The sequence below is a fragment of the Pedobacter sp. MC2016-14 genome, assembly GCF_020991475.1.
Classification (GTDB): Bacteria; Bacteroidota; Bacteroidia; order Sphingobacteriales; family Sphingobacteriaceae; genus Pedobacter.
This window is the reverse complement of record NZ_JAJMPA010000001.1, coordinates 1,904,152-1,930,960: the sequence shown is the minus strand read 5'-3', so window position 1 is coordinate 1,930,960 and position 26,809 is coordinate 1,904,152. Positions and strand designations below refer to the sequence as shown.

Annotated in this window: 23 protein-coding genes; 5 read left to right on the top strand and 18 right to left on the bottom strand. The window is 40.7% G+C overall.

The window, feature by feature from the left end; genetic code table 11:
* Positions 1–82 precede the first annotated feature (82 nt).
* The 9 genes from LPB86_RS08120 to LPB86_RS08080 all read right to left on the bottom strand — a co-directional run bounded on the left by LPB86_RS08120 (position 83) and on the right by LPB86_RS08080 (position 12,270).
* Entirely contained in the window at positions 83–1,114 is a 1,032-nt protein-coding gene (locus LPB86_RS08120) for a FecR family protein (protein WP_230642264.1), read from the bottom strand.
* Between the two features lie 70 nt (positions 1,115–1,184).
* On the bottom strand, positions 1,185–1,775 hold the full coding sequence (locus LPB86_RS08115) for an RNA polymerase sigma factor (RefSeq protein ID WP_230642263.1): 591 nt from the start codon (positions 1,773–1,775) through the stop codon (positions 1,185–1,187).
* A gap of 200 nt (positions 1,776–1,975) precedes the next feature.
* On the bottom strand, positions 1,976–2,806 hold the full coding sequence (locus LPB86_RS08110) for an endonuclease/exonuclease/phosphatase family protein (protein WP_230642262.1): 831 nt from the start codon (positions 2,804–2,806) through the stop codon (positions 1,976–1,978).
* Positions 2,807–2,815: 9 nt separating this feature from the next.
* Positions 2,816–3,397, bottom strand: coding sequence for a hypothetical protein (locus tag LPB86_RS08105; RefSeq protein WP_230642261.1), 582 nt, complete (start codon positions 3,395–3,397; stop codon positions 2,816–2,818).
* A gap of 26 nt (positions 3,398–3,423) precedes the next feature.
* Positions 3,424–5,307: a DUF5689 domain-containing protein gene (locus LPB86_RS08100; RefSeq protein WP_230642260.1), complete on the bottom strand. Its 1,884-nt coding sequence runs from the start codon at positions 5,305–5,307 to the stop codon at positions 3,424–3,426.
* Positions 5,308–5,320: 13 nt separating this feature from the next.
* On the bottom strand, positions 5,321–6,829 hold the full coding sequence (locus LPB86_RS08095; protein ID WP_230642259.1) for a SusD/RagB family nutrient-binding outer membrane lipoprotein: 1,509 nt from the start codon (positions 6,827–6,829) through the stop codon (positions 5,321–5,323).
* Positions 6,830–6,839: 10 nt separating this feature from the next.
* Positions 6,840–10,274 carry a SusC/RagA family TonB-linked outer membrane protein gene (locus LPB86_RS08090; protein ID WP_230642258.1) on the bottom strand — a complete coding sequence of 1,145 codons (3,435 nt, stop codon included), beginning with the start codon at positions 10,272–10,274 and terminating at the stop codon, positions 6,840–6,842.
* 122 nt (positions 10,275–10,396) lie between these two features.
* A complete protein-coding gene (locus LPB86_RS08085; RefSeq protein ID WP_230642257.1) occupies positions 10,397–11,602 on the bottom strand; it encodes a FecR family protein in 1,206 nt (401 codons plus the stop codon).
* A gap of 83 nt (positions 11,603–11,685) precedes the next feature.
* On the bottom strand, positions 11,686–12,270 hold the full coding sequence (locus LPB86_RS08080; RefSeq protein WP_230642256.1) for an RNA polymerase sigma factor: 585 nt from the start codon (positions 12,268–12,270) through the stop codon (positions 11,686–11,688).
* Between the two features lie 245 nt (positions 12,271–12,515).
* On the opposite strand from LPB86_RS08080, the gene LPB86_RS08075 reads away from it, so the two are divergent.
* The 3 genes from LPB86_RS08075 to LPB86_RS08065 all read left to right on the top strand — a co-directional run bounded on the left by LPB86_RS08075 (position 12,516) and on the right by LPB86_RS08065 (position 13,831).
* Entirely contained in the window at positions 12,516–12,644 is a 129-nt protein-coding gene (locus tag LPB86_RS08075) for an Rpn family recombination-promoting nuclease/putative transposase (protein WP_230642255.1), read from the top strand.
* A 360-nt stretch (positions 12,645–13,004) separates the two neighbouring features.
* On the top strand, positions 13,005–13,436 hold the full coding sequence (locus LPB86_RS08070) for a MauE/DoxX family redox-associated membrane protein (protein WP_230642254.1): 432 nt from the start codon (positions 13,005–13,007) through the stop codon (positions 13,434–13,436).
* A gap of 29 nt (positions 13,437–13,465) precedes the next feature.
* Positions 13,466–13,831 carry a hypothetical protein gene (locus LPB86_RS08065; protein WP_230642253.1) on the top strand — a complete coding sequence of 122 codons (366 nt, stop codon included), beginning with the start codon at positions 13,466–13,468 and terminating at the stop codon, positions 13,829–13,831.
* A 6-nt stretch (positions 13,832–13,837) separates the two neighbouring features.
* On the opposite strand, the gene LPB86_RS08060 is transcribed toward LPB86_RS08065, so the two are convergent.
* The 8 genes from LPB86_RS08060 to LPB86_RS08025 all read right to left on the bottom strand — a co-directional run bounded on the left by LPB86_RS08060 (position 13,838) and on the right by LPB86_RS08025 (position 25,166).
* Positions 13,838–15,226: a RagB/SusD family nutrient uptake outer membrane protein gene (locus LPB86_RS08060; RefSeq protein ID WP_230642252.1), complete on the bottom strand. Its 1,389-nt coding sequence runs from the start codon at positions 15,224–15,226 to the stop codon at positions 13,838–13,840.
* Positions 15,227–15,241: 15 nt separating this feature from the next.
* The gene (locus LPB86_RS08055; protein WP_230642251.1) at positions 15,242–18,667 is read right to left on the bottom strand and encodes a SusC/RagA family TonB-linked outer membrane protein; all 3,426 of its coding nucleotides are present in this window, start codon (positions 18,665–18,667) and stop codon (positions 15,242–15,244) included.
* A gap of 116 nt (positions 18,668–18,783) precedes the next feature.
* A complete protein-coding gene (locus LPB86_RS08050; protein WP_230642250.1) occupies positions 18,784–21,000 on the bottom strand; it encodes a cation-translocating P-type ATPase in 2,217 nt (738 codons plus the stop codon).
* Positions 21,001–21,301: 301 nt separating this feature from the next.
* Positions 21,302–22,492, bottom strand: a complete 1,191-nt coding sequence (locus LPB86_RS08045) for a sensor histidine kinase KdpD (RefSeq protein ID WP_230642249.1) — start codon at positions 22,490–22,492, stop codon at positions 21,302–21,304.
* On the bottom strand, positions 22,489–23,502 hold the full coding sequence (locus tag LPB86_RS08040; RefSeq protein ID WP_230642248.1) for an ATP-binding protein: 1,014 nt from the start codon (positions 23,500–23,502) through the stop codon (positions 22,489–22,491). The genes LPB86_RS08045 and LPB86_RS08040 overlap by 4 nt, the downstream gene beginning before the upstream one ends.
* Positions 23,495–23,881, bottom strand: a complete 387-nt coding sequence (locus LPB86_RS08035; protein ID WP_230642247.1) for an anti-sigma regulatory factor — start codon at positions 23,879–23,881, stop codon at positions 23,495–23,497. The genes LPB86_RS08040 and LPB86_RS08035 overlap by 8 nt, the downstream gene beginning before the upstream one ends.
* Positions 23,882–23,888: 7 nt before the next feature.
* The gene (locus LPB86_RS08030; protein WP_230642246.1) at positions 23,889–24,302 is read right to left on the bottom strand and encodes an STAS domain-containing protein; all 414 of its coding nucleotides are present in this window, start codon (positions 24,300–24,302) and stop codon (positions 23,889–23,891) included.
* Between the two features lie 3 nt (positions 24,303–24,305).
* Positions 24,306–25,166, bottom strand: a complete 861-nt coding sequence (locus LPB86_RS08025) for an STAS domain-containing protein (protein ID WP_230642245.1) — start codon at positions 25,164–25,166, stop codon at positions 24,306–24,308.
* A gap of 179 nt (positions 25,167–25,345) precedes the next feature.
* Between LPB86_RS08025 and LPB86_RS08020 the strand changes: the two genes are divergently transcribed.
* Positions 25,346–25,534, top strand: coding sequence for a hypothetical protein (locus LPB86_RS08020; RefSeq protein ID WP_230642244.1), 189 nt, complete (start codon positions 25,346–25,348; stop codon positions 25,532–25,534).
* A gap of 2 nt (positions 25,535–25,536) precedes the next feature.
* Here the strand turns inward: LPB86_RS08020 and LPB86_RS08015 are convergent, their stop codons facing one another.
* Positions 25,537–26,100 carry an AraC family transcriptional regulator gene (locus tag LPB86_RS08015; protein ID WP_230642243.1) on the bottom strand — a complete coding sequence of 188 codons (564 nt, stop codon included), beginning with the start codon at positions 26,098–26,100 and terminating at the stop codon, positions 25,537–25,539.
* Between the two features lie 119 nt (positions 26,101–26,219).
* Here LPB86_RS08015 and LPB86_RS08010 point away from each other — a divergent pair, with 119 nt between their 5' ends.
* Complete coding sequence (locus tag LPB86_RS08010) at positions 26,220–26,807, top strand: RNA polymerase sigma factor (protein WP_230642242.1); 588 nt, start codon at positions 26,220–26,222, stop codon at positions 26,805–26,807.
* The last annotated feature ends 2 nt before the right edge of the window (positions 26,808–26,809 follow it).

Below are 26,809 nucleotides of genomic sequence, written 5' to 3'. Positions count from 1 at the left end.
ATCTTTAGGTTCTTACCTTCTTTAAGCGCCTTGTCTACCCGACAGGGCGTCTTTAGTTTTGAGTAATTTATTTACATAAGCATTATTGGTTTTTATAAATCTTAAAAGATTGTGGGTTAATTGTTTTGAACTTGAACTTACCGGCTATGGCCAAGATCTTCATGATTTGCTGAGCTGACTTGCCAGCCTGGAAAGTACCACTCACCTGGTTATTGGCAATCTCCTGGTCTACTACCTCTATCTTCATTCCGTAACGACGCTTTAATTCTACAGCTATCTCTGCAATGGTTTGGTCTTCAAACACCAGCTCTCCAGCTTTCCATTGCAACAGGCTATACACTTCTATGTTGTGCTGCACTGCATTTTTGGTAACTGTATTGTAGGTTAGGCTAAGTCCTGGGGTTAATAAGGCCAAGGTTGTTTTTTCTTCTCCAATTGTTTTGATTACGCCAACTTTCCCGGTAGCTACAGCAACCACTACGGGTTGATTTGCAAAGGCACTAACCTTAAAAGAGGTACCCAATACCTGCGTGTTAATTTCCCCGGTATGGATGATAAATGCTTTTTCAGCATCATGTTTCACCTGGAAAAATGCTTCCCCCTTTAAATCTATTTCCCGGGTATCAGCAGCAAAACTTTCAGGATAACCGATGCTACTGCCTGCACCAAGGTAAACTTCAGATCCATCAGGCAATATATATTTTACAGGTTCGCCTTGCAAGTTGTCCTTTTTCACAAAGGCCATATTGTTGTTTTTTGTGCTTTGCCGCTGCTGCTTGTAAAAAAACACTGCGCTGCCTGCTATTAACAATATAGCAGCTGCATAGGCAAAAACTTTTCTCCAATTTTGCAGGTCCAACACTTTTGCATTCGGGGATAACTGGGCTTTAAAAAGCGGATGAGCAGTGATGTTTTCATAAAGTTCCTTCTTGCGCACCACAAGATTAGGGTCTCTTTTCATGTTGTCCATGAAGTCCTGCATCAGTTCATTTAAAACAGGATCAACATCTGCCTCGAGTACATAACCAGAAAGTTCTTCCAATTCCTCGTCGGTAATGGCATTATTGGTATATGCATTCAGAAGATATGCTAAATGATCTTTGTTGATGTTCATCCTTTTTTATTCCCGGCTTATTGCCGTTATATATAGAATACGGATGAAAAATGGAGAAGGACTAGTTGGACTAAAAATATTTTATAAATATCATTAATGCGGTATAAAAGATCCCCTGGCTTTCAAACTGAGCCCTCAAAGTTCTTAGCGCAACAACCAAATGGTTCCTCACTGTATTTTTGGAAATGTTCAAATGTGCCGCAATTTCCTCATAGCTCAGGTCTTCAGACCTGCTCAACTTAAATACCATTTGCTGCTGCTTTGGCAATTCGGCAATGGCATCTTCAGAAAATCGTTTTAAATCCTGGAGCATAATTACCTCTTCGGTATGGTTATCTGCTTCCATATTGCTTACTTTAAGGTTTGTTTTTAATGCGTTGATACTGGCAGCTTTTCTAAAAGCATCCAGCACCAGTCTTTTACAAATAGAAAACAGATAAGGTGCCACTGGCATTTCTTCATTCAGTTTTCCTCTGTTTACCCAGATGTTTAAAAAAGTTTCCTGCACTACTTCCTCACTCTGCTCTCTGTTTTTGAGGTAAGAATAGGCATACTGATAAACCTTAAAATGATGGTCATCGTATACCTGCTTAAAAGCTTTTTCATCTCCATTACGGAAACGCTTCAGTAATTCAGCGTCTGCAGCCGGTTTTAAAAACATACAAATATCTGGTTAGCAAATAGCCCTAGAGAACTATAAGTATGCAATGTAGTACATAAAAGTATTTTATTATAATGCTGCATAAAAAAATATACCCTTGATGATGCCATCAAAGGTATACCGTGTATGTTTAGAATATGTTAAGCGAATACTAAGCTTATATCAAGGAGCGCCATTGCGCAATGGGGATTATTTATTGATCATTTATTTTCCACTACAATCATAACCGGGAAATGGTCTGATGGCAACTTTCCTCCAAAATTATCGGTAAGTATGCCATAACGCTCCACTTTAAACTTTTCACTGAGAAAAATATGATCTATACGCTCATCGGAGTTACGGGTGATGTTAAATCCATTGAACGTCCCGTTCGGAGCATATTTTAACTTTGTAGTCTCCCATGCATCCTGTAAAAAACCTGAGTTTTTAAATGCGGCATAATTTTCATCGTACTGAGAGAAGTTGAAGTCGCCGCCCAATGCAGCGGCATTATCGCCTGCAATTTCTTTTACCTTATTCAATAAAAGTGAGGTGCTGTTTTTTCGGGCCATCACCCCCACATGATCAAGGTGTGTGTTAAAGTAAAAAAATGTTTTTCCGCTTTTAACATCCTTTAAAGATACCCATGTACAGCCACGGGCAAATTTAGCATCCCAGGCCTTTCCCTTTTTATCAGGATTGGGAGACAACCAAAAGTTATTACTACCTTTCAATTGAAAGGATTGGGTTTTAAAGAATATAGCGGAACCATTTTGCCCGTTATTTTTACCTTCAGCCACCAGCGTGTATTCTGGCAATGCTTTTTGAAGGTCATTTAACTGGTTAGGATCTCCTTCTTGCACACCAAACACGTCAAAATCATGAAAACGAATCAAATCAGGAATCATGACTTTACGCTGCTGCCAGGTATTCGCTGGTGCATCCTTTGCCATATCCCCACGAATGTTATAGGTAGCCAGGCTGTAAGACTGGGCTACCAAAACACCTGCATTTAAATTTAAGAAAAGTAGAATTAATAACCGCTGAATCATCTTGCTTACTTAGTTTTTATATACGGAGAAATCATCCAAACTTACACGTCCATTAGATACGGCAGCGTCTTCTTTTTCACTACCCAGACCCAGTTTTTGGATCCTGAACCTCACATTTCCCTTAATATCTAAATTGATGGTTGCGGCTTGCTTTATTTTGCTTTTGGTCTCTATTTCCTCGCCGGCATTTTTCCACTCTTTTCCTCCGTCTACAGAGTATTCTAGTTGTAATTTGCCAGGTTTATCTGCTTTTGCGCCATAAGAGCTGTACCAGAAAATAACTTTAGAGGCACCATCGGTTAAATCAAAATTCATCTGCACATATGCTGGCTTTGTATTGTTGCCAACAAATCTCGCCGCATTTTTACCACTAGTTGGATGATCATTTGCAAAACTGTCAATCCTTGCACCGTAAAACCACCATTTTCCTGTAGTTAGTTCATTTGTTGCTTTTGCGTAGCCATCTGGCTTAATTTCCTGTCCTTCAAAACTCTCTGGAAATTTAGGATACAACATTCCTTTTTGTGCTTTTGCACTGTACAAACCTGCTGCAACCAGCAGAAACATCAATTTAATTTTTAAATTTTTCATTTCTTATATTTTTAATATCAATTTCGTTATTGTGGTGTCACAGTGCCACCCAAGCTAAGTGCATTTGTTAAAGTTGAAGCCGGTGTCCTTCCTATAGAGAAATTACCCGTGCTTGCATTTGTGAAACCCCAGCAATACATCCGTAAAGTGACTGTTTTTCCTGAAGGGATATTTTGGAGTTCCGGAGTTTCATATACATAATAGGGAGCTATGGGAATACCGTTTGTATTGGTATCTTCAAAAAGTACTTCTCCTGTCCAGGTCGTTTCCTTAAAATTCAGTCCATCTAAACTATAATACCACTGGAAATATTTGGCTCCCGCGGCAGTTCTTCTTAATATGGCATCAATTGCTGAAAGGGAAAATTTATATCCCGGTTTTACTGAAAACGATACCTGATAATAAGAATTCTGTGCAATGGCAAGTTCTTTGGTCGAAGTTACTATTGGGCCGAGTGAAGTGGAAGCGAAGCTTCTTACCAATCCTCCTGCTACCAGTCCGGCACCACGGCTTAAGATCCCCACATTTAAACCGACATCAACGCTGGTAGCTGAGGCCGTAGCCTCGTTGCCCGCAGCTGTGCTAAACTGCCAGCCCATCACTCCTTTATATTCGGGAATAACCACCGGAGCTCCTGCAGAATTTCGATAAATTGAAAAATCATCCATACTTAACCTGCCATTCTGATTACTCACACTTGAAGAACCAATCCCCTTTTTACCAAAGCGAAAACGTACCGGCCCTTTGATATCCATTAAAAAAGTGTATAGCTTCTTCACCTTACTGGTTGTAAGAATATCTTCTCCTATTTGCAACCAGCTGCCTCCAGCATTTCTAGAGTATTCTAACCGCCAGGTAGAACCTAAATCTGCCGCTGCACCATATGAACCTGCCCAAACTGTGACTTTAGTTGCACCATTTGGCAAATCATAATTCATGGTGCACCAGGAGTCTGATGCTGAATTCTGGTTCATCCGTAACGCATATACACCACTAACCGCAAGGTCGTTTGCTTCTTTATTTAAGCCCGTATTGGTTAGTGTATAACTACCGGTTGATAAGGCTCCTGTTTTTGTTGAGTACCCAGCGGCAGTAATTGCTGCATCTCCACCCTCAAAGTTTTCAGGAAAGCCACCATATAAAGCCCCGCTTTCATCACTAATGGAGGCCTCATTGATTAACCACAGTTGTGCTGCTAAATTTTCCGATACCATATTGTTAAGCCTAACTATACCCGTAAAAGAGGCATTAACAGCAACAGCTCTATTGGCAAAAGTAGCTGCAGGTTCAGTGTGCACCCTTCCCGTAGCACCTGATGGTTCTTTAACACTGACATCGCCGGATAAGGTGACCGCAGCAGAGGTATTGTCTACATTTGGAATTTTAATTAAAGTACTCTCAAATTTGGAAAGGTTTGCATTTAAGGTTGCCAAACTAAGCTCTGTAACGTCTGTAGATCGGTTATCCGCCACTTTAGTGATCCTACCGACATCTTCTACCATAATTTGCAAGGCACCCTGATTTCGGTTCATTTTTAGATCCTGCACAGACACGCTGATTGAATCACCCATTTTGTAAGGGACATCAACCCCTGCACCTAAATTCAGTTCTATGCCTCTGAGTTCTCCTCTGGTGGCTTGCTGAATAACTACAATGCCTTTTGGAATATTTCCAGCAGTAATATCAGAAATAACTACGCCTGTTATTTTTGTAGCACCAGTCATATTCGTTGTGTTCAGCACCACCTCTTCGTTTCGATAAATCTTCCTGACGTCAAGTAAAGCAATATAATCAGTCGGTATACCTTCAGCGGGATTGAGGTCTTCTTTTAAACATGCCGTAATCAGCAGTAAGAACAATACCAGCGCGGTTTGACCCACTGCAGGTAAGCTATATTTTAAATGTTTCATTTGCAAGTTCTAATTATTTTTGCCACCAAACTTTAGTTTTTAAATCATCAGGACCTTGGTTTGCTACTGCCTCCCGATAATTATTCCCATTTACTGATTGTACCAAAACAGGATAATATAACCTTGAAGGCATTTGCCCGTCATTGGCAAGGCCCGTTCCTGGTAATAAAGTAGGATGTCCGGTACGCCTGTATTCAAACCATTGCTCAAAATCAGTGTAAAACAGTGTAAAATATTTTTGTACCATAATCTGCTCCATTTTTTGATCTACACTTCCGGCTGCTTCCCAGGCAATCGCATCACTTGTTAAATAAGTACCGCTCATGGTTAAGCCCCAATGTTCAATCGCAGCCTTTACACCAAGGTCATAATACGTTTTTGCATCGCCGGGAATGTAACCTTTTAACGCAGCTTCTGACAATATGAATTGTAGTTCTGCATAATTCATAATGTTGCCTAGCCTTGGCTCCAGTATTAAATCCGGGTTGTAAGTAGAACGTGCCGGAGGAATTTGCCCTACCTGATAGCCACTCGGAATGCCTACATAATCGTTATCGTACCTTGTAGCCCATAAAGGAAGCCTTGGGTCACCAAATTCTTTTAAAGTATTTACAAAGAACTCGGCTAAAGATCCTGCAGAATTGTAATCTGTAGTGGTGAAACCTGCAAAAGGCGAACGCAAAGGGTAAGTTTCTCCGGTTAACCTTAAGATTGCAGATTCGGCATTACTGTTAAAAATAGGATAAAGGGCGGGATTGGTCACCACCTCATTGATTTTTTGAATCGGGCTCTTTCCGTTTGCAATAGCATCCGGTTTTGCAGAAACCCGCATCAATAACCTCAGGTACAGAGAATTTCCAAACTTACGCCACATATCTAACTCCAAAGTTGGCGTAGCTGCACTTCCATATAAAGCATCCAGCCCCTTTTGCTGTGTAGTTAATAACTGGGCCGCACTTAATCCGGTTAGCAGGGTATTGGCTTCCTCTAACTTTTTAAATATATCCTGATAGATATCTTTTTGAGCATCAAATTTTGGGGTAAGGATGTTATTTATTTTACCTTGATTGGCCTGAAAATAAGGCACATCACCATAGGTATCTGTAAGCAGTGAAGTTACCCACGCATCTAAAATACTGGCAATGGCCATATAGGCTTTAGACTGGCTGGCAACCACAGCAACATTGGTTTTGGCAATGTTGTACATGTCCAAAAAGTTGGTCTTTTGCAGGTACCAGTTGTTCCACATGTAATCTGATTCACTTGGACGGATGATATAGCGCTGAACTTCTATATAATTGCTACGCTGCACAAATACCTGCATCAATTCATTATTGAGGCGATGACTGCGGTTAATGTTTCGTTGCACTACATCATACAAGGCAGGATTAAGCAAACGCTCCGGTACTGCCACTGCAACACCATTTGGATTTTCGTTTAACTCCGCATAATTTTTTGTACATCCTCCCATCAGCAATGCGGATAAACAACAGGAAAGCAAGATGAATTTTTTCAATTTCATGATTTTCATATTAAAATCTTACGTTAAGGTTAACACCGATGGTCCTGGTTGCAGGAAACTGACCTACTTCAAATCCAGCCTGGATTAACCCGTTATTTACTGTTCCAAATTCCGGGTCAAATGAAGGCCAGTTACTAATGATAAAGAGGTCACGACCATAAATACCTATGCTGGCAGCTTGTAACTTTAACTTTTTAGTTAACCGTGGCAAAAAGGCGTAATCTAACCTTGCCTCTCTTAGCTTAATATAGTCTGTCTTAAACAGGTTGGCTTCCACGTTGTCAATTGTAAAATGCTCTGTATAGTAAGTAGAAATATCTGTAGCGGCCACATCATTTTTACGGTAGCTGCCGTCAGCATTTAAAATTACACCATCACCTATTATACCGTTATAACGTCCGGGAATGGTACTTTCGAGTTTACCCAATGTTGCATTTAAGGAATGGGTATGTGAGTAAGCCTTTGCACCAAACTGGGCATCAAACAATACATTAAACCTAAATTGTCTGTAACTAAATTGATTGCCTATTGAGGCCTTCCATTTTGGATATACATTGGTCAGCAGCCTCGAAGTCTGTATTTTAACAGGATAACCATTGGCATAAACAATTTGTCCGTCTGGAGAACGCTGGTAACCCAAACCATACATATCTCCCATACTACCCCCCACACGGGCCTCAATGGTACCTCTTGATCCCGGACCAGTTTGCAAGATTAAAGTTTCTACACTATCCGCAAGCGATAAGATTTTGTTCCTGTTAGCGGTAAAAGTGGTGGTGATGTTCCAATTAAAGCCTCTTTTGTTGTGCTTAATCGGAGCACCATTCATTGAGACCTCGATTCCCTTATTCTGAACCTCGCCAGAGTTCAAAACAGAAAAGCTGTATCCAGAGGCACGATCTATCGGAACCCTTAAAATCTGATCTTTGGTATTATTTTGATATACGGCAACGTCTGCGCCCAATCTTCCGTTAAAAAACCGGATGTCTGCTCCTAGTTCGATGCTTTTGGAACGTTCTGGTCTTAAGTTAGGATTGGCAATAACCGATGGGTTGGATAAACCAGAAGGAAAATTGCTTTCTGAATCATACACAAAGGATGTTAAATAAGGCGTTGTTCCCCCACTACCTACCTCTGCATAAGAGGCCCTTAATTTTAATAAGGAGAAATAGGATGGCAACGTAAGCTTATCAGACAATACCACACTCAAATTTTCAGAGTGATAAAAGAAGCCCTCAACTTTGCCGTCCGGCCTCACCAAAGTGCTTGTCCAATCTTCACGACCAGTTAAATCGAGGTATATAAAGTTATCGTAACCAATACTTGCCAATCCGTACAAACTGGAAACACCAAACCTGTTCTTAGTTACATAGGCGATTGGAACATCCATGCTGTTGGCGAAATTGAAAATATTAGGCGCAAATAAAGTTTCTGCCCGGATCTCGTCTTTGTTGTAAGTATTTTTTAAGGTACTTCCACCAAAAGAGAAGTTTGTTGTAAACTTTTCGGCAAAATCCTTTTTATAATTCAGTAAAAAATCTGCGTTTATTTCCTGAGTATAAATATTTTGTGTCCGGTACATCCCCTGTTTATAATTCTGGGTATCTTTTGGGCGCTGTTGCGAACGGGCATCATAACTCATATCCAGCGAGGTACGCAACATTAAACTTAAATTGCTTGTAAAATTATATAGTGCCTGTACATTTCCCGTAACAGAGTTACGGTTAGATTTATTCAGCATTACGTTGGTGATCAAGTATGGGTTATCCACCACACTTACAAAAGGACGGTTCTGCACCAGGCCTTCCTGCCCGGGGAGCCAGTAAGGATTAAACCAGGATAAATCTGCGTTAGGCACCTGCCTGATCATCCAATACATGATGGTTTGATTGTTGTATCCCATCGCTGGCAGGTTATCACTAGATTTATTGGTATAGGTTGCTTTTGCAGAAAGCTGCAGCTTAGGCGTTACTTTTTGTGTTAAACTCAGGGCAACAGAATTTCTTTCATAGCCAGTATTCGGGATAATCCAGCTATTTTGTACATTGGTGTAACCCAGGCGTGCAGAAGTTGCTTTTGTACCACCTTCCAGGGAAAGTGAATTGGTGAACGTTGCCCCTGTTTCAAAAAAGTCCTTCTTATTATCCGGGTAAGCGATCCATGGTGTTCTGTTTGCCCCTGTTGTAAATGTATTTGGATCATATTGAAAATACTCTTGTCCGTCAAATTTTGGCCCAAATGCGGCACTTGTGCTTCTGGTACTCGTACCGTCGGCACTGTTTCCATAAGAGTAGTAATCCTGTCCGCTTAAGCCTTGTCCATATTCGTTCTGATACTTTGGCCAGCGCGAAACCGATTCAAAAGAGGTATTGGAACTAAAACTTGCACCAATACCTTTTACTTTAGGATCAGCAAGTTTTGTGGTAATGATAATGGCCCCACCGGCACCTCTTGCTCCATATAATGCCGTAGCCCCCGGCCCTTTTAAAACAGATACACTTTCAATATCCGCCGGATTAATGTCATTAATGCTACTGCCATAATCTGTTGGCGAGTCATCACCCATATAGGCTGTTCCATTTCCGGTAGATGCACCGCTGGAATTGCTGATCACCACACCATCCAGTACAATAAGGGCCTCTGTAGTTCCTGACAAAGAATTTTCCCCTCTCAGGATAATGCGGTTAGAACCTGCCGGACCTCCATTAGAGCGCAACAGGTTTAGACCAGCCACTTTTCCGGATAATGCATCCGTCCAGTTGTTAGAAATTGCATTGGTCAGGTCGTCTCCCTTCAAAGTTGTAATGGAGTATCCTAATGCTTTTTCTTCTCTTTTTATCCCCAAAGCCGTTACCACAACCTCATTTAGTTTGGTATCTTCCAGCTCCAGCTTTAAATTAATTACTGAATTTGCGCCAACTTTTCTCTCCTGGCTTAAAAAACCCAAATAGCTAAAGGTTAACACTGCGTTTCCATTGGGTACAACTATTTTATAGTTTCCAGTCTTGTCTGTCAGTGTACCTACAGTACTATTTTTAACCCTTACACTTACCCCTTCAAAAGCATTATTCTGATCATTCAGGATCTTACCTCTGATTGTAAGTTCCTGTTTAACCGGAGCAGTTATCCTTTTCGAAATAATGATGTTTTTCTCTACAATTTTAAAATCGAGTTGCTTTCCCTCAAGGGTTATCCTCATTGCATCCTGTAAAGATGCCCCTGTAAGGTTAACAGATACCGTACCTGTGCCTTTAAGCATCTCAGCATTGTAGAAGATGTTATATCCACTTTGCTTTCTTATCGCTTTGAATACCTCTTCCAGCGATACCTGGCTTTTTTTAAATGTTATTTTCTGTGCAAAGGCTATGTTCAGTTGCAAGAAACTGAACACCAGCAATGCAACGGGTAGCTTTATCACTAATAATTTAGTAAATTTTTTATACATTTGAAATTAAGATTTTTAAATTAATTGTTAACAGCGGTTGATTTTAAACCTTAAGCTCAATAAGCATTAATCAGGGGCGCTTGGTACCGCTCCTGATTTACTTAAAAAGCCATCTTTATGCCCTAAGGCATCACAATGACCCTCCTTCCCTCTATTTTAAAATGTATTGCACCTGTTAATTCCAGGGTTTTAAGCAGTTTTTCGAAGCTCTCGAACCTGGAGATCGTTCCTCCAAAAGTCTTATTGGCCAAATCTCCTTTATATGTTACATCAATATCATACCACCTGGAGACTACTTTCATCACTGTTTTAATGTCCTCATTGTTAAACAAGAAGGTACCATTTTTCCAGGCTAATGCTTCTGTGGCATCTACATTTTGTACGCTGATCCTATTTGTACCATTAATAGCCCTGGCCTCCTGATCTGGTTTCAGCAAGGCCTGCTGACCATTTTTACTAACCTTAACTGAGCCTTCTACCAGAGTTGTCCGCACTTCCCGGTCGTCGGCATAAGCGCTTACATTAAAATGCGTGCCCAACACTTTAACTTCGGTTCCATTGGCTTCCACTATAAAAGGCATTTTGGCATTCTTGGCAACTTCAAAATAAACTTCCCCCGTAATTTTAACCCTGCGCTCTGTACCTGCAAATGCTACCGGGTAACTGATGCTTGATCCTGTGTTCAACCAAATGGCTGTTCCATCACTCAAAACAAGCTGATATTCTCCACCTTTAGGTGTGGTAATTTTATTTTGCATACTCAACTGCAAGTCATGACCAGCTGCACTGTGGTCTTTGTACAACAACTGCCCATTGTTTTGCTCCAGTCTGGCGTTACCCTGATGGGCCAGCGTCCCTTTGCCAGCATCCTGTAGTATCACTTCAGATCCATCCGACAATGTTAGCACTGCCTTTTTAACACCTGGTTTTATTTCTTTGGATGGAATAACCGTTTTTACATACCGCGTGCTCTCGGCAGAGCTGCCAAAATGAGGCCTATATACCAACAAAGCAGCACTCAACAGCAACACTAAAACTGCAGCATACTTTAGCAGGTTGTTCCATTTGTAAAAAGTGATAACCTTAGCTTCAGGTTTTAAGAAACGAGGGTGTTTGGAAATATTTTCAAAAACAGCTTCGCCGGGAACTTCCATTTCAGCATCTTCCGGCATGGCAGCCCAAAACTGCCGCATCAATTCCGTCAGTTCGGCATCCATTGAAGAACTGTTGCTGATGTATTCAGTGAGTTCTTCCAGCTCATCAGCACCAATATTATGACTGGTGTAAGCTTCGAGAAGGTATATTAAGCGTTTTTTAGATCTACTCATTTTCTTTACTATAGGTTATTTTCAACCCTATATAAAGAATACGTTTGAGTAATAAATGTGGACTAGTTAAAATAAAATATTTTTTAAAACAGCAAAAACAGCAGGAGCCCGTATACCACACCATGACGTTCAAACTGCGGGCGCAGTGTTTTCAAGGCTACAATAAGGTGATTTTTAACCGTATTTTTAGAAATGTTTAAGCGTTGTGCAATTTCTTCATAACTCAGGTCTTCCAGTTTACTGAGTTGAAATACGGCCTGCTGTTGCTTGGGTAACTTCGCAATGGCTGTTTCAGAAAAGCGCCTCAAATCAGACAACAGGATCTCGTTTTCCGTATGATTGTCTATTTCGGTATTCGTTTTTACAAGATTTGCTTTTAACTTATTTGCTGTCGCCATTTTTCTAAATGCATCCAGCACTTCCCTATGGCAAATGGTAAACAAATAGGGTTCAAAAGGAAGTTTTTCATTTAACTTTTCTATGTTCGCCCAAATGTTTAAAAAAGTATCCTGTAGTATTTCTTCGCTCTGTTCTTTGTTTTTAAGGTAGGAATAGGCATACTGATAAACTTTTCTGTGGTAGTGATTGTACACAGCTTTGAAAGCTATCTGATCCCTATTACGGCAACGCAATAACAAAGCAGCATCTACAGTTATTTTTACAGACATAGAAATATTTGGTTAGAGTATAACCCTTTCAGGTTATCACGATGCAATGTAATAGATAAAATTAAAATATTATAATTTTGCATGAACTTCTCCCCGCTTTTATGTGTTTCAAAGTTATCCTCCGAATATTGATTTAATGTTAAGCCAATACTAATTTTGTATAAGCACATGGTTTTACCAAACCTATTTAGTTATAAAACCCTCTTAGCCTTAAATAGCACTAAGATAATATTTACCTCTCGCGAATGATTCATGAGCAATTTAAAAAAGGAGACACAAACTGGAAAAATGTAGGTTTAAAAGAAGTATACCTCATCGGAATTCTTGAATTCATTATGGAAAATAACGTTTCAAGCCGATACCTGCATAAATAGTAATCCATGTTACCAGGCTGCGTCCGGCATGCGTATATACCATCAAGCAATCACGTTCGAATTACGTTCAGATCAACTTCGAGGTTGAAAGGCATTTAGGTTACTCAACCCTTACGCAACCTCGAAGTTGATTCAAGCCAATCCTTAAGATGGTATATACGCATGCCGAACGCATGTAATAAACAGAAGCCATTCATCACCACCTAAAACACCATTCCTAATATTTGTAAAACCAGATGGAGTATTTCATCAAAATACGGCCAAATTGGGCTTTACAATAGTTAAAGGCTCCATATCCCCTTCTTAAACAGGCTATAACTTTGGCCCCAGATACAGCAGCAAAAACTGTGTCTGTAACCAATGGGAAATTTAGGAAAAATCAAAAACATGCTGGCCGAGGCCATTACTTACCTTTTTATCGCGGTGTTTATTTACACCGCTACAGACAAATTTCTAAACCTTCAAAGTTTTGAAGGCTTTATGGTAAAAATGATCTTCATGCAGCCGGCTGGCAAGTATGTAGCCATCTTCATCCCCGCAATTGAGGTCTTTATTGTGCTTCTTTTAATATTTCCAAAAAGCAGGCTCAGAGGGCTTCAACTCACCCTCGGTTTAATGCTCCTGTTTACGGGATACCTGCTCTATATGAAAATTGCCGCAAAAATGCTTCCCTGCCATTGCGGAGGGGTAATTTCCAGTCTCAGTTGGACACAGCACATTTACCTGAACCTGGGCTTAGTTCTGCTGGCTGCTTATGCAATGAAACTTATAAATCACTATACACACAATTAATTTTTATCAAGATGAAAAATTCAAAATTAATGACTGGCCTACTGGTTGCTGGCCTGGCATGCACCCTTAGCGCATTTACCAATGTAAAAAAAGCGCCTGTTAAAACCAATATACTTAACCGCACTGTAGGATTTGACTACCTAGTTCAGAGAACAGCAGATCAATTTACGCAGGTAGATCCGAGTGACCCAGCAGCAATCCCAGATCCTGAATTTTGTGCCGCATCATCTGAAAGGCGTTGTATTTATCGGGTAACTACTTCTGGAAAAACCAATATACCGAGCTTGACTACATTATTGCAAAGTTACTATACAAGCGCGCAGATTGATGTCTATATTGCTAGTGGTTGGCTGACAGCTTACTCGCAAGGTGGAAATTCTATCTACTGGGACTAAATCCCTTTAACGGTCATTTTGTTGAATACCACTGATAGCTACTTCAGCAGGATAAATCGGAAAGACCCACCTGGCCTCATTAGGGGCCAGGGTGTAGGTCTTCCCATTTAAGGTTCTGGATAAGGAGATGCCTGCACCTTCTTTGTTTAAACGCTTCAAGTCAAACCACCTTAGCCCCCGCCAAACCAATTCTTTTCTTCTTTCCAGTAAAACTGCTGCCAATACCTCTGTATCCGAACTGCCCATTACGGGAATATACGCATCTGGATCTGAAAAGCGTTTAATCAGCAACTGGTTCAACTTGTCCAATGCCTCGCTATTTTTTTTCCTCCTTGCCAGGCATTCGGCTTTTATCAGGTAAACTTCATCAGTAGCCAAACCATAAAAAGGATATAAACTTGAGCTCCCAGCATAACCTCTTTTTTTATAATAGGTACCATCGCTTAATCTTGCAAAATAAGTTACAAGCCTTAAATCATCTTTGTGGTATAGCTTAATCAAATCATCACTAATGCGGGAACTCATTGCAGCATATGCTGCAATGAGTTCAGAGTATGAAACAGCACCTCCAGATACATAAATCAATTCCTCATTATTATTTACGGTAAATGGTGTAGCGCTCGTTTTGCTGATGGACCTGTAATCAGTCAACTTATCATACAAGGCTAGGCATTTATCGGCATTCACCTCTGCGTTTACATAATCTCTCTTATCAAGGTAAATTCTCGCCAATAGCGCATACACTGCTATTCTGGAAGGTCGGTTTAAATTTAAGGCTGGTCTTGCAGTGGGCAAAAGATTTTCGGCCTCGTTTAAATCTTTCAAAACCTGATCAAAACTCTGCTGTAAAGTAGCCCTTGGCTCAATATAATCTATGGCCGCAGTTAAACGCAGAGGAATCCCCAAATCTGTATTTGCGCTTGTCGCGTCATAAGCTTTCCCATAACATCGGGTCAATTCATAAAATGCATAGGCACGCATAAATAGGGCACTGCCCTTTAAAAACAAACCTTGTGTAGAACCCGCACTGTCTGATTTGGCCAATCCCTCCAAAACCGTATTCGCATAAAAAACCGCCGTATATTGACTGTTCCAGTCATTTTCTGCCCGTTCGCCCTGGTAAATGTCGCTGGCCCATATGTACGAATTGCGTTCCGTAGCCAATGGCAAGGCCTGCCAGGCTGCATCAGATAAAGTATAGTCGTCTGCAGCCATTTGCGGCAAGGCAATACCTATACTTGCCATGATACTACTGTTGTCCATTAGTTGCTGAAAATCTGTTAAAGTTTCGGGCACTTTGATCTGCGTACTGGGCTTTTTATCTAAAAAATCTGCCCGCTTACATGCTATCAGTCCTACACACAATAAGATTACCAACAATAGATTACGGTTCATTTTTATTTCCATGCTTTAAAATGCTGCTGATAAACCAAATGCAATGCTTCGTGTGGGCTTTAAGCCCAATGAAGCAGGATAGTCTGGATCATCATGGTATTTATTTGCCTTCCAAAGAATCCCTGCATTACCCACATAGGTAAAAATATTCAGGTCTTTAAGGTAAAGTTTAGGCCTGCTACCCAAGTGGTAAGCCAGCCTGATGTCTTGCAACCTGATGTGGTCTGCTTTTTCAATTAGCACTTCCGAATACTGATACAACTGGCCTCGGGCTGGATTTGATGGATAAATCAATGCCGGCACACTGGTAAATTGCTCATCGCCGGGTTGCTGCCATCTCCTTTCATAATCAGCCATTTGCGAAGTAGTACCTAAGCCATATAAAGTTCCATTATTTAAAGAATTTCGCCTGTAATAATAATTGAACTTAAACACAAGGTTAAAACTCAGATCAAATGCTTTGTAAACCATTGTATTTCGTAAACTTCCAAAATCCAGCGGTACTGCAGAACCATTGTATACCAGGTCATCATGATTTCTGGAATTTACAATGGCTGCATAATCCGTACTCGGCTGCCCGTTTAAAACGCCAATGGGATTGCCGGACCCGTTTAAACCCAGGTATTTAAAACTAAAGATTGAATAAAAAGAATAACCTTGTAAAGGACCTAAATAATTAGTCTGAACAATATCCAAATTTAATTCATTTGGAATGCGGTTATCCGTAACCTTGCTTTCAGTACGGGTATACATGAAGGTACTAAACCACTTTACTGCTCCGTTTGTATTGGTACTGTTTAAAACCACGTCCAAGCCTCTGGTAAAGGTAGCCCCGGCATTACCCATAAAGGTACTGATACCTGTTTGCCCGGCTATAGGGCTCCTGGCAATTAAATCCAAACCGTGTTTGGTCCAATATTCTGCAGTACCACTAAAGCGCTTGTTATTGGTCGAAAAATCTACAGCTGCATTCAAATTGCGGATCTTCTCCCAACGCAGTGAAGGATTTGGTGGGTTAAGAATACTTGATACGTATTGCCTATAAGAATTTAGCCCGGGCACCGCATTAATGGTAGAATAAGCAGATATGGTATTGTTAACATTTCCGGTATAGCCATAACTGCCCCTTAACTTTAGGGCCGGATCTGGCGCCCACAATAAACCAGTGCTCCATAAAGGCACTCCTTTTTCATTGGTGGCTAAACCAAAAATATTAGATTCATCTTTTCGGGCACTAAAGGTAAGCCCATATTTTTCCATAAAAATATAAGAGCCGTTAAAATAGTAGGATAAAAAGCGGTTATAGGTACCTGATAGATTATCCGCGGCCCCTGGTACACGGGCAGTTTGAGTTGGATCGTTAAACAGCGGAAAAGCGGTATTGTAATCTAACGAGTTGTTTAGGCTGGAACCACTGTTTTTTTGATATCCATAATATAAACCCAAACTACTTTCAAGCGTATTGTCCCTGATTTCATAACCTGCCAGTAAATTCAGGTTATGCCTGCTCCAGGTATGGGCATAATTGAACTGTAAGCGTGCATTTTGGGACATTAAATAACCATCTACCGTACTTGTAATGTTGGCCAATGGAATGGGATAACTTAGCACACCATTATTAGAATTTACCTGTGTATAGCGGTTAATTTCATTGCGTGTATAATAAGATTCCAACTCGTTCAGTACATAATTCTTGGTCCGTGTTTTTCCATAATTGTAATTTAAGGATGTAGTTAAACCTTCAATCACCTTATAGTCGAGCGCTAAATCTGCACGGTAATCTGCAATATCCGTCACTTGCTTACTGTAGTTATCGCGCTGTTCTTGCAGTGGCTTGTAAGTCCAATCCAGCAACCGGCCTCCGCCTGCAGTCGCTGCATAAGATAACCTGTAGGTATTTGCCAAAGCCAGGGGCTGACCATTTTCATCTGCATATTGCACATAAGGATATGGCAGGAAAGTTGCCACAGATATACCTGCAGATTGCCTAACTGGGGTATAACTTAGGGACGATGAAAATTCCAGGCGTTTTTTAAAAAAATACCAACTGTTATTTGCTTTAAAACTGAGCCTGCGGTAACCATTGTTGTGGCGGATCTCGGTGTTTTTATCGTAACCCACACCATAAAAGTATTTTCTTCGCTCGCTGCCTCCTGTTACATTGGCTGCATACTGCTGGTTTAAAGCAAAATTCCTGAAACCATATTTGGCAGCCTGCTCCCTACCGTCTATAGACTTTAACTGATTAAGCCTGGCCTCAGCATCAGTAACAGAAAGTGGGCCATCCCTTTGGGCCAGTAAAATTTCTACCGCGGGAGATAGCGCAGAACCGTTGCTGATGGCGGTATTGTAAACCCCTTTATCAAATAAAAACCGTTCTACCTCAATAAATTCTGATGAGCTGAGCCGCGGAATATAGTTTAAATCAGGCTTCCCGCTAAAATCAAATGAAGTGTTAAAACTAAATTTTGCAGGCATATTTAAAGCGCCTTTTTTTGTGGTAATCACAATTACACCATTCCCACTTCTGGAGCCCCAAATGGAAGCTGCGGCAGCATCCTTTAACACCGTAATATGCTCTACATCATTAGGATTAATGTTCGCATAATCTCCATCATAAGGAAAATTATCTAAAATAATCAGGGGGTTGCCATCAGAAAACAAGGTAGACCTGCCCCTGATTTCTATTTTGCTTCTGGGCGATACATTAAAACCACGGTTAAATTTTACGCCACTTGTTATTCCCTCTATCCGCTCCAAAACATCTGGATTTACATCTCTATTGACCAGTTTATTTTCCAACTGCACAAATGAACCTGTTACACGTTCTTTAGGTAAAAACTGGTAACCTGTAGCAACAATACTTACCTCGTTTAGCCTCCCTATCACCAAAGACAGCTCAATAGCGCCAAGGTCTGCTGTCGCCTCCAGCTCCCTGTTTTCATAGCCAGGGCAGGATATTTTGAGCCTCGCATTTTTGGCTACACCAGAAAGGGAGAAAAAGCCCCGCTCATTGGTCTGGACAGTCTTATTGCTCTGCAGGTCTTTCACAATTGCGTTTCCCAAGCCTTCAGCCCTATCGTCAATTACCCTTCCCTGGATAGTTTGGCCAGTAAAAATACTACTGATCCGCTCTACTAAAGATGGTTGTTTTTTATAGACCACTACAGTTTTATCTTCTATGCTATAGTTAAAGGGCAGTTCATCAAATACCACATCCAAAGCCTCAGGCAAGGGAAGGTTGCTGATGCTCAGATTCAGCTTTTTAACAGTAGCAACCTGGCTTCTTTCAAAAAAGAAATCGTACCCGCTTTGGCTGCGCAGCTCCTTTAAAACTTCTTCAAGGGTAATGTTATTTTTTTTTAGTGTGATATTCTGCGCAAAACTTCCTGCAGCACAAAGCAGCATCAGGGCACAAAATATTACGGCAAACAATCGCATAGTATCAAATCAGGATATAAAAGTAATACAATATTGTTACACTAACCTGATTACTATTTCAATTTTCAAACAATTACAATTCTTTTCAAAATTATGAGGGCTAAAGTCCTGTTTACTTATTTTTTATACTTTAAGAGCAGGCTGTTGCTAACCACGCTTACACTGCTCAGGGCCATTGCGGCCCCCGCCAGCATCGGGTTTAGCAAAAAACCATTAAGGGGGTACAATACACCAGCAGCCAATGGAATGCCAATTACATTGTATACAAAGGCCCAGAATAAATTCTGCCTTATGGTGGCTACAGTTTGCCTGGATAATTTTATAGCGGCAGGTATTTTATTGAGATCAGAAGAGATAATGGTCATTTTTGCCACGTCCATGGCAATGTCGCTTCCTCTGCCCATGGCAATGCTCACATCTGCCTGGGCCAACGCAGCGCTGTCGTTAATTCCGTCGCCCGCCATGGCTACCACCTTACCTTCAGCCTGCAATTGTTTAATAAAGGCCGCTTTTTGTTCGGGCATCATGCCGGCATGGTATTGAGAAATCCCTGTTTTGATTGCAATGGCGCGGGCGGTCTGCTCATTATCTCCCGTAAGCATATACACCAATATCCCGGCCCTTTGCAATTGCAGAACGGCTTCAGCAGACCCAGCTTTAACCTGATCGGCGATGGCCAGCACCGCTAAAGCACGAGTACCATCCGCAAACCAGATGACAGTTTTTGCCTCTGTAGCCCATTCTGAAGCTTTGTGAAGCAAGGCTTCCGGCAAATTAACCTGATGTGCCTCCAGTAATTTCTGATTGCCCGCATAATACCGTTTGCCATCCACGTTGGCACTTGCACCCATACCGGTAATGCTTTCAAAATTTAAAACAGATTGTGCTGTCACCGTGGCATAATGTTTTACAATAGCTTCGGCTAGCGGATGCTCAGATTGTAGCTCCAAACCTGCAAGCACTTGCTGATGGTACTCGCTCTCTGCCAGCCAAAAACTATCCGTTACTTCCGGGCGGCCCTCTGTAATGGTGCCTGTTTTATCGAGCACCAGTATATCAATTTTCTTCGCCAGCTCCAGGCTTAGGGCATCTTTGATCAAAATGCCGTTTTCAGCCGCCTTGCCAATCCCTACCATGAGGGCGGTTGGCGTAGCCAATCCCAATGCACATGGACAGGCAATGACCAAAACCGTTGCGAAAGCCATTAAACCCTGTGGAAAGCCCTGGCTTCCACCAAAAACCAACCATACCGCAAAAGTAATCAAGGCAATCAGCATTACCACAGGCACAAAAATACCCGCTATTTTATCTACCAGTTTTTGCACAGGTGCTTTACTTCCCTGGGCATCCTGCACCATTTTTATAATATGGGCCAGCAGGGTTTCTTCACCAACTTTTACCGCACTAAACTGAAAACTACTTTTCTGATTGATGGAACCGGCAAATACCCTATCGCCTTCCTTTCTTAAGACCGGAATAGACTCCCCGGTCAACATACTTTCATCCACAAAAGAGCTGCCTTTTAGAATCACCCCATCTACGGCAATCCGCTCGCCGGGTTTTACCAGGATCTCATCACCAACAGCTACTTCTTCAATGGGCTTTACCAACTGTTGGCCGTCCTGATCTATGACCACCACTGTTTTTGGTTGCAGACCCATCAATTTTTTAATGGCAGCAGAGGTATTTCCTTTTGCTTTTTCTTCCAGCAATTTGCCCAGCAATATAAAGGAGATGATTACTGCTGATGCCTCAAAATAAACATGGGCATGCAGGCCTCTGTTATGCCAAAATTGGGGATTAAGGGTATTGAATACACTAAAAACATAGGCAATTCCAGCACCCAGGGCCACTAGCGTATCCATATTTGCCGATTGATGTTTGGCCTGTTTCCATGCGTTTACAAAAAAGCCCTTACCAAACCAGGCCACAACTGGTGTGCTTAACATCCACATTATTTGGTTGGCATAAGGAATGTTCATAAAGAACATGCCGATGACCACTATGGGTATGGTAAAAATACCCGCCAGCAAGGTTTTTCTTTTCAGCTGGCTAAGTTTCAGCTGGCTTATTTCTTCCAGTTTTTCCGCTTCCTGCGCCTTATTTTCAATCAGCAGGTCATAGCCAGCTGCCTGTACGGCCTTTTGCAAAGTATCGGGATTGGTAAGCGCCGGAAGGTATTCTACCGATGCAGACGCCGAAGCATAGTTTACCGCAGCATTGAGCACCCCATTTTGTGCCTTTAAGGTACTTTCTACACTCGCTGCGCAAGACGCACAGCTCATGTCTAATACCGGAAAATTCTGAATTAATGCCCCTTGCGCTACGCCCATTTCTTTATCATTTTATAATCTGCTACAAAGATCAACATTAGAACAGAACTGGTATTACACAATTACCATTTTGATTTGTAAGATTCCTGCCCTATCATAGTATCTTTATAGTGAGCAGCTGAAGCTTTTGTTGATGATTTTTTAGCGGGAAAAACCTATGTTACCAATCAGTTGTCAGGGCTTGTAACCAAGCTTGAACAGGAGATTACCGATTTAGTTGCGCCCGGAAACTTATGACGTCAAAAAATGGCACATGTGTAATTCCAAACTATTTGCTTCAGTTTAGGGCTCTCCGGAGGGGCTAATTAATGGGCAGGGAAACATGAAACGTGGAGCCCTTTCCGAGCTCGCTTGTAACCCAAATTTGCCCTCCATGTGAACTTACGATCTTTGAAGCAATATACATCCCGATTCCCAAACCGGAAAGTTTACCAATTACGGCTGGTTCACGATAGAATTTATCAAATATCTTTTTGATACCTGACTCAGAAATTCCGATACCTTCATCCCTAATCATTATTTTCAGCGTATTTTCTGCTGGATCGCGTGTGGTCTGAATATAAATATTGGTTCCTTTCTCAGAATATTTTGCTGCATTGCTAACCAGATTAACAATAACCTGCTCCAAACGAAGCTCATCTATCGTCATCATGCAGCTATTACAAAGCTCGGTAACTAAATTATGTTCTGGAGTTAGGTGCTTCAAATCCTCTAGGGTTCTAAGCAAATAAGCATTAAAATCCAGACTCGTCATTTCATATTCCAAATTCCCAATTTCAATTTTTGCAGAATCTAAAAGTTGTAATGCCAGGGCAGCCAACTTTGAACACTGAGCATTCATACGCCTAACGTACTCCTGAACCTGCGCTAGAGACTTCATTTTCGACGATACCGCGATATCTCCATAAGCTTTTAAAATAGTAAGCGGCGATTTAAGTTCGTGGCTTGCGATGGAGATAAATTCCGATTTTAGATCATTTAAAATTTTAGCAGCCTTTAACTCTTCCTCTTGCAATTCCGCCTTTTGAGATAGTTCGTTTTTACTGATCTTAAGGGTTTCGTAAGGTGAAACGGGCAGGCTGTTCTCTATATAAGCAACAACCAACTGAATTTTTGATTTGTCGAGGTGTAACGATTTTGGAAGGCCGATTGAAAATTGAATGACATGACGATCATTGATCAAGTAAACGTCAAAGACAGGAACCAGCCTTTTAGCGAAATGAAACAGTTCCGGATCAATAGTGCTTTCCAATCCCGGATAAGTGACCTCGCAGATCAATTTAAATTTTCCTTTATCTTCGTTTATGCCAACACTTAATATTCCATTATCCGTGTGATCCGTCATCACTCTGGCTACTTCGGAGATCGCACTCGCAAAAGTACTTTTTGTAGACAGGCTCAGATGCAAAATTTCTGTGATTTTAAGAAACTTCTGACTGCAAAGGATGATATCCATTTCACTTTCCAAAGAAACTTCTGCAAGTTTTATCATAAATTTTGGGTTTTAATGATCACAACTGACATGTCATCTGTTTTACGCGCGAAATCTTTATAAATTGCTGCGGCAATAATTGTTGGGTCATATCTTAAAATCATAGGGTATTTGGAAATATCCCAGCGTGATTTTATCCCATCAGAACATAAAATAATAAATTTAAAGTCCCTGGCATTAACCTCCTGGCTTTTCATCGTATTTGGGATATTGTGCCCAATGATCCCGTTATATGACATGATGTTCCTCGAATCAACATTACCAACCAGTTTAGTAGAAATATTTCCTACTCCCAGAATTTCAATTTTGCGGCTTGCATTGTCATACACAACTACAGTTCCCACGCCGCCGCGGCTTCGTTTCAAGGGGTTGTGCATATAACGAATAATTTCTGCAGGATCATGATAAGGGCAAAGCTTAAATGCGTTGAAGCCTTCCATTACTGCCTGATGTGCCTCGGGCCCATGCCCCAGGCCATCCATAAGAAATAATTTAAAATAGCGTTCAGAACTTTTATACATACAGCCATCGCCACTTTCAATTTCAGAAGGTTTAGCCACCACGAGGCTTGTAACAACAATAGGATGTAAATCTTCTTTATATTCTTGTTTATGGAGGCGGGCGACCAGGACAGTGCCCCAACCCTTCTGCGAATAGATTCCAAAGAAATCTGACAAGCGTTTTATACTACCTAAGCCATGCCCCAGCGTATTTACAGAAGAAACTCCATCCAAAAGCATGTTTGGCAAATCAGTAAAACCAGGTCCATCATCGATACTGATAATTTCAATATATTGGTGCTTGCCCTGCCCCATTACACCACATAAAATCTCTGCACCAGAAGTATGCTTAAATATATTGGTGGTGATTTCGGCCACAATAATGTCCAGGTGAGCTAATTTTTTGTCATCAAAACCAGCTGTTAACGCCTGCTTATGTATACCTTTGCGCAACAAGGCATAGTAGCTCCTGTCCGTTGCGGGATAACTTACATAGTTTTCATTAACCATTACACCACTTTATAATAGAAACTGTAGTACCTACGCCTACCTCACTTTTTAATTCAAAAACATTGACCAGCCGCTTTGTTCCCGGGAGCCCTAAGCCAAGGCTCTTACCTGTGGAATAACCATCTTTCATAGCCAATTCTACATCCTGTATTCCGGGACCTTTATCTTTAAATATTAATCTTACTCCAGAGTTTCTCCCTTCGGAGACTATTTCGATAAAAACCTCTCCGCCATGGCCGTACTTTAGCATGTTCCGTACAAGTTCGCTAGCAGCTGTAATCAACTTGGTTTGATTTACAAGTCCCATTTTAATTTTTACGGCGCAATCTTTTACGCGATTTCTAAAAGGTACCACATCCTGATCCTTTTGAATCAGCATGGATTGTTTAGTTAAAACCGTAATCATCGCCTTCAGCTTCCTCCTGATCAGCGTCAAACTCGTCAAGATTTACTTTGGATTTCAATAAAATCATTCCTCTTTCCACGTTCAAAGCGGTATGAACCCCGGTTAGCGGTAAACCAAGTTCTATCAAAGTAATAGCCACTGCGGGCTGCATACCAACAACAACAGTCTCGGCATCAAGTATTTTTGACATACTCGCTATATTACCGATAATCCGTCCCATAAATGAATCAACTATGGAAACAACTGAGATGTCGATTAGTACTCCCTTAGCACCAGTTTTGCTAACCGTTTCTATAAGGTCTTCTTCAAGATTTAAAGCAAGCCTGTCATATAAATCAACCTGTATGGTAACCAATAAAAATGGCCCCATTCTTAATATAGGAATTTTTTCCATGGTCTATATAGGCCTAAGTGCTTGTTTTCTTACCTCAAGTTTTAAGGTTTGAAATGAAAATTTCAAAGCGTGAGCAAGAGATGCCTTAGTTATAATATTAGATAAATCAATACCCAGATGCACAATAGTTTGGGCGATTTCTGGTCTAATACCGCTGATCACACATTCAGCGCCCATTAAACGGGTTGCTGCAACGGTTTTCATTAAATGTTGTGCCACAAGTGAATCTACCGCGGGAACACCAGAAATATCCAGAATTGCAATACTGCTACCTGTTTCTACGATGGCCTCCAGTAAATTTTCCATCACAACCTGGGTACGGGCACTATCTAAAGTTCCGATAATTGGCAATGCAAGAATTCCGTCCCAAACCTTTATCACAGGAGTAGAAATCTCAGAAATTTCATCTGTTTGTCTGTTAATGACATCTTCTCTGCCTTGAATAAAAGTTTCAAAAGTGATGACACTAAAATTATCGAAAAGATTATTTATCTTTTTACTGGTATTGTAAAGACTGGAGGGATCACCGGAAAGTTTTGATTCCAGAACTTCCAGCAAGGTATTCTTTAGTCCATTGACAAAAGCACCGGTTTCTTTCGGCGTAAAGCCCAGTTTGGCCCGGCTCATTGATATCTGTGAGAGACATTCAACTACTTCATCAAAATCTGATGAACCAAAATTTTCAAAGTTTTCAATGGTCCATACTTTGAAAAGGGTGTCCAGAAGTTCTTCCGACTGCTCTTTTATTTCCTGACTGCTGATTAAGTCACCACTAAAGCTTTGCTTACTTAGTTGTGCAGAAATCCAGTTATCAAGGATTGACTGTTTTGATTCCTTTAATACGTCGATAATATTTATATTCATTTTTGCTATGTTGTGCAACAAATATAATTATAATCAGGCAGGAATCATGAATTCCAAAATAATACCGTATAAACATCAAATCACTTATTTGGACGAGAAGCTCTGTTTTATGCACTGCATATAAAAGTATATGGAAACCTTTAAAGATTAAGGATGTTGTAAAGGTTAAATAACAGATCATGAACAAAGATACAACTCCATACACCGAACATAAGACAACCAAGGACCAACCTTCTAAAGAAGAAGCCGCTGAACAATTAAAAGGTAGCGATGCTGATGTTGACAAGCAGGTAGGCTTTGACGATCAGCCTGATGACAATGAAAAACTGGAACAGCAAAAAGGCTCTGATGCAGATGTAGATCAGTAGATTTAAACTTTATCCAAAGCCTTTCTTTTTCCGGCGATGTGGTTTTTAAATTGGCTTGGCGTGATGCCGGTTACCTTTTTAAACTGATTGCTTAAATGGGCTACGCTTGAATAATGGAGTTCAAAAGCTATTTCACTCAAAGACTGCTCATTATAAGCCAATAATTCTTTTACTTTTTCTACTTTTTGCGCAATAAAATATTTCTCAATAGTAGTGCCTTCCAGCTCTGAAAAAAGGCTGGAAAGATGTTGATAATCTTGCTGAAGTTGTTCTGCCAGGTATTGCGATAAATTAACTTTTAATACCGTGTTGTGGTGGTGCACCAAATTGATAATGGAAGTTTTTACCTGCGCCACCAATCTTGTTTTCTTATCGTCTATCAATTCAAAACCTAGCTGCTCCAAGGCAAGTGCTAAGTTGGATTTTTGAAGGTGGGTTAAATCCTGATTTAAGGTTACTAATCCGAGTTCAACAGACATTGGCTGTAGTTCAAGTTCTGCTAATTCTGCCTTTACCACCAATATGCATCGGGCACAAACCATATTTTTAATGTACAGGGTTGTCATATTAACATGCAATTTAAACAAAAAACAGTAATTCCAATTTTTAGGTGCTGCGTTACCACAAATACTGGTATAATTTCTTATTTTCGTTTCTGCGCTAATCCTTTTGGGCTGAAAACGTTATGGACTATAATCACCATGGAATCATTAAAAACTGGAAGCTGCTGGCTGAAGGGGAAAAGCAAGGGCTCTATGAATGCTTTTCGCTTTTTTATGATGATTTGTACCGCTTTGGCATGTCGCTTTACAGGAATATAGAACTGATTAAAGAAAGTATCCAAAACCTGTTTATTGAACTTTGGAGCATCAGGCATAAACTGGGTGACGTAGATAACATCCAGCAGTACGTTTTTACCATTTACAAACGCATCATTTACAAAACCAATCAAAAAAACCTTTGCAAAGATGCCAGCAATGAATTGAACCTGGAAGAGGTTGCGCCAAAGTACGTAAGTACAGATTCTTATGAGGCCATTTTAATTGCCAGTCAGGAAGATGAGCATCTAAAAATGCGGTTGCTAAATGCCATCAGCAAATTGACACCCCGACAAAAAGAAATTGTACAAATGCGATTTTACGACTGTATGTCTTTTAAAGATATTGCACACAAAACGCAGCTCAGGGAACGCACTGTCTACAATACGCTTCATAATGCGGTGAACGTTTTGCGTGAAATCCTGATTTCTTTTTTAATGTTCCTGTTGTGCTGATC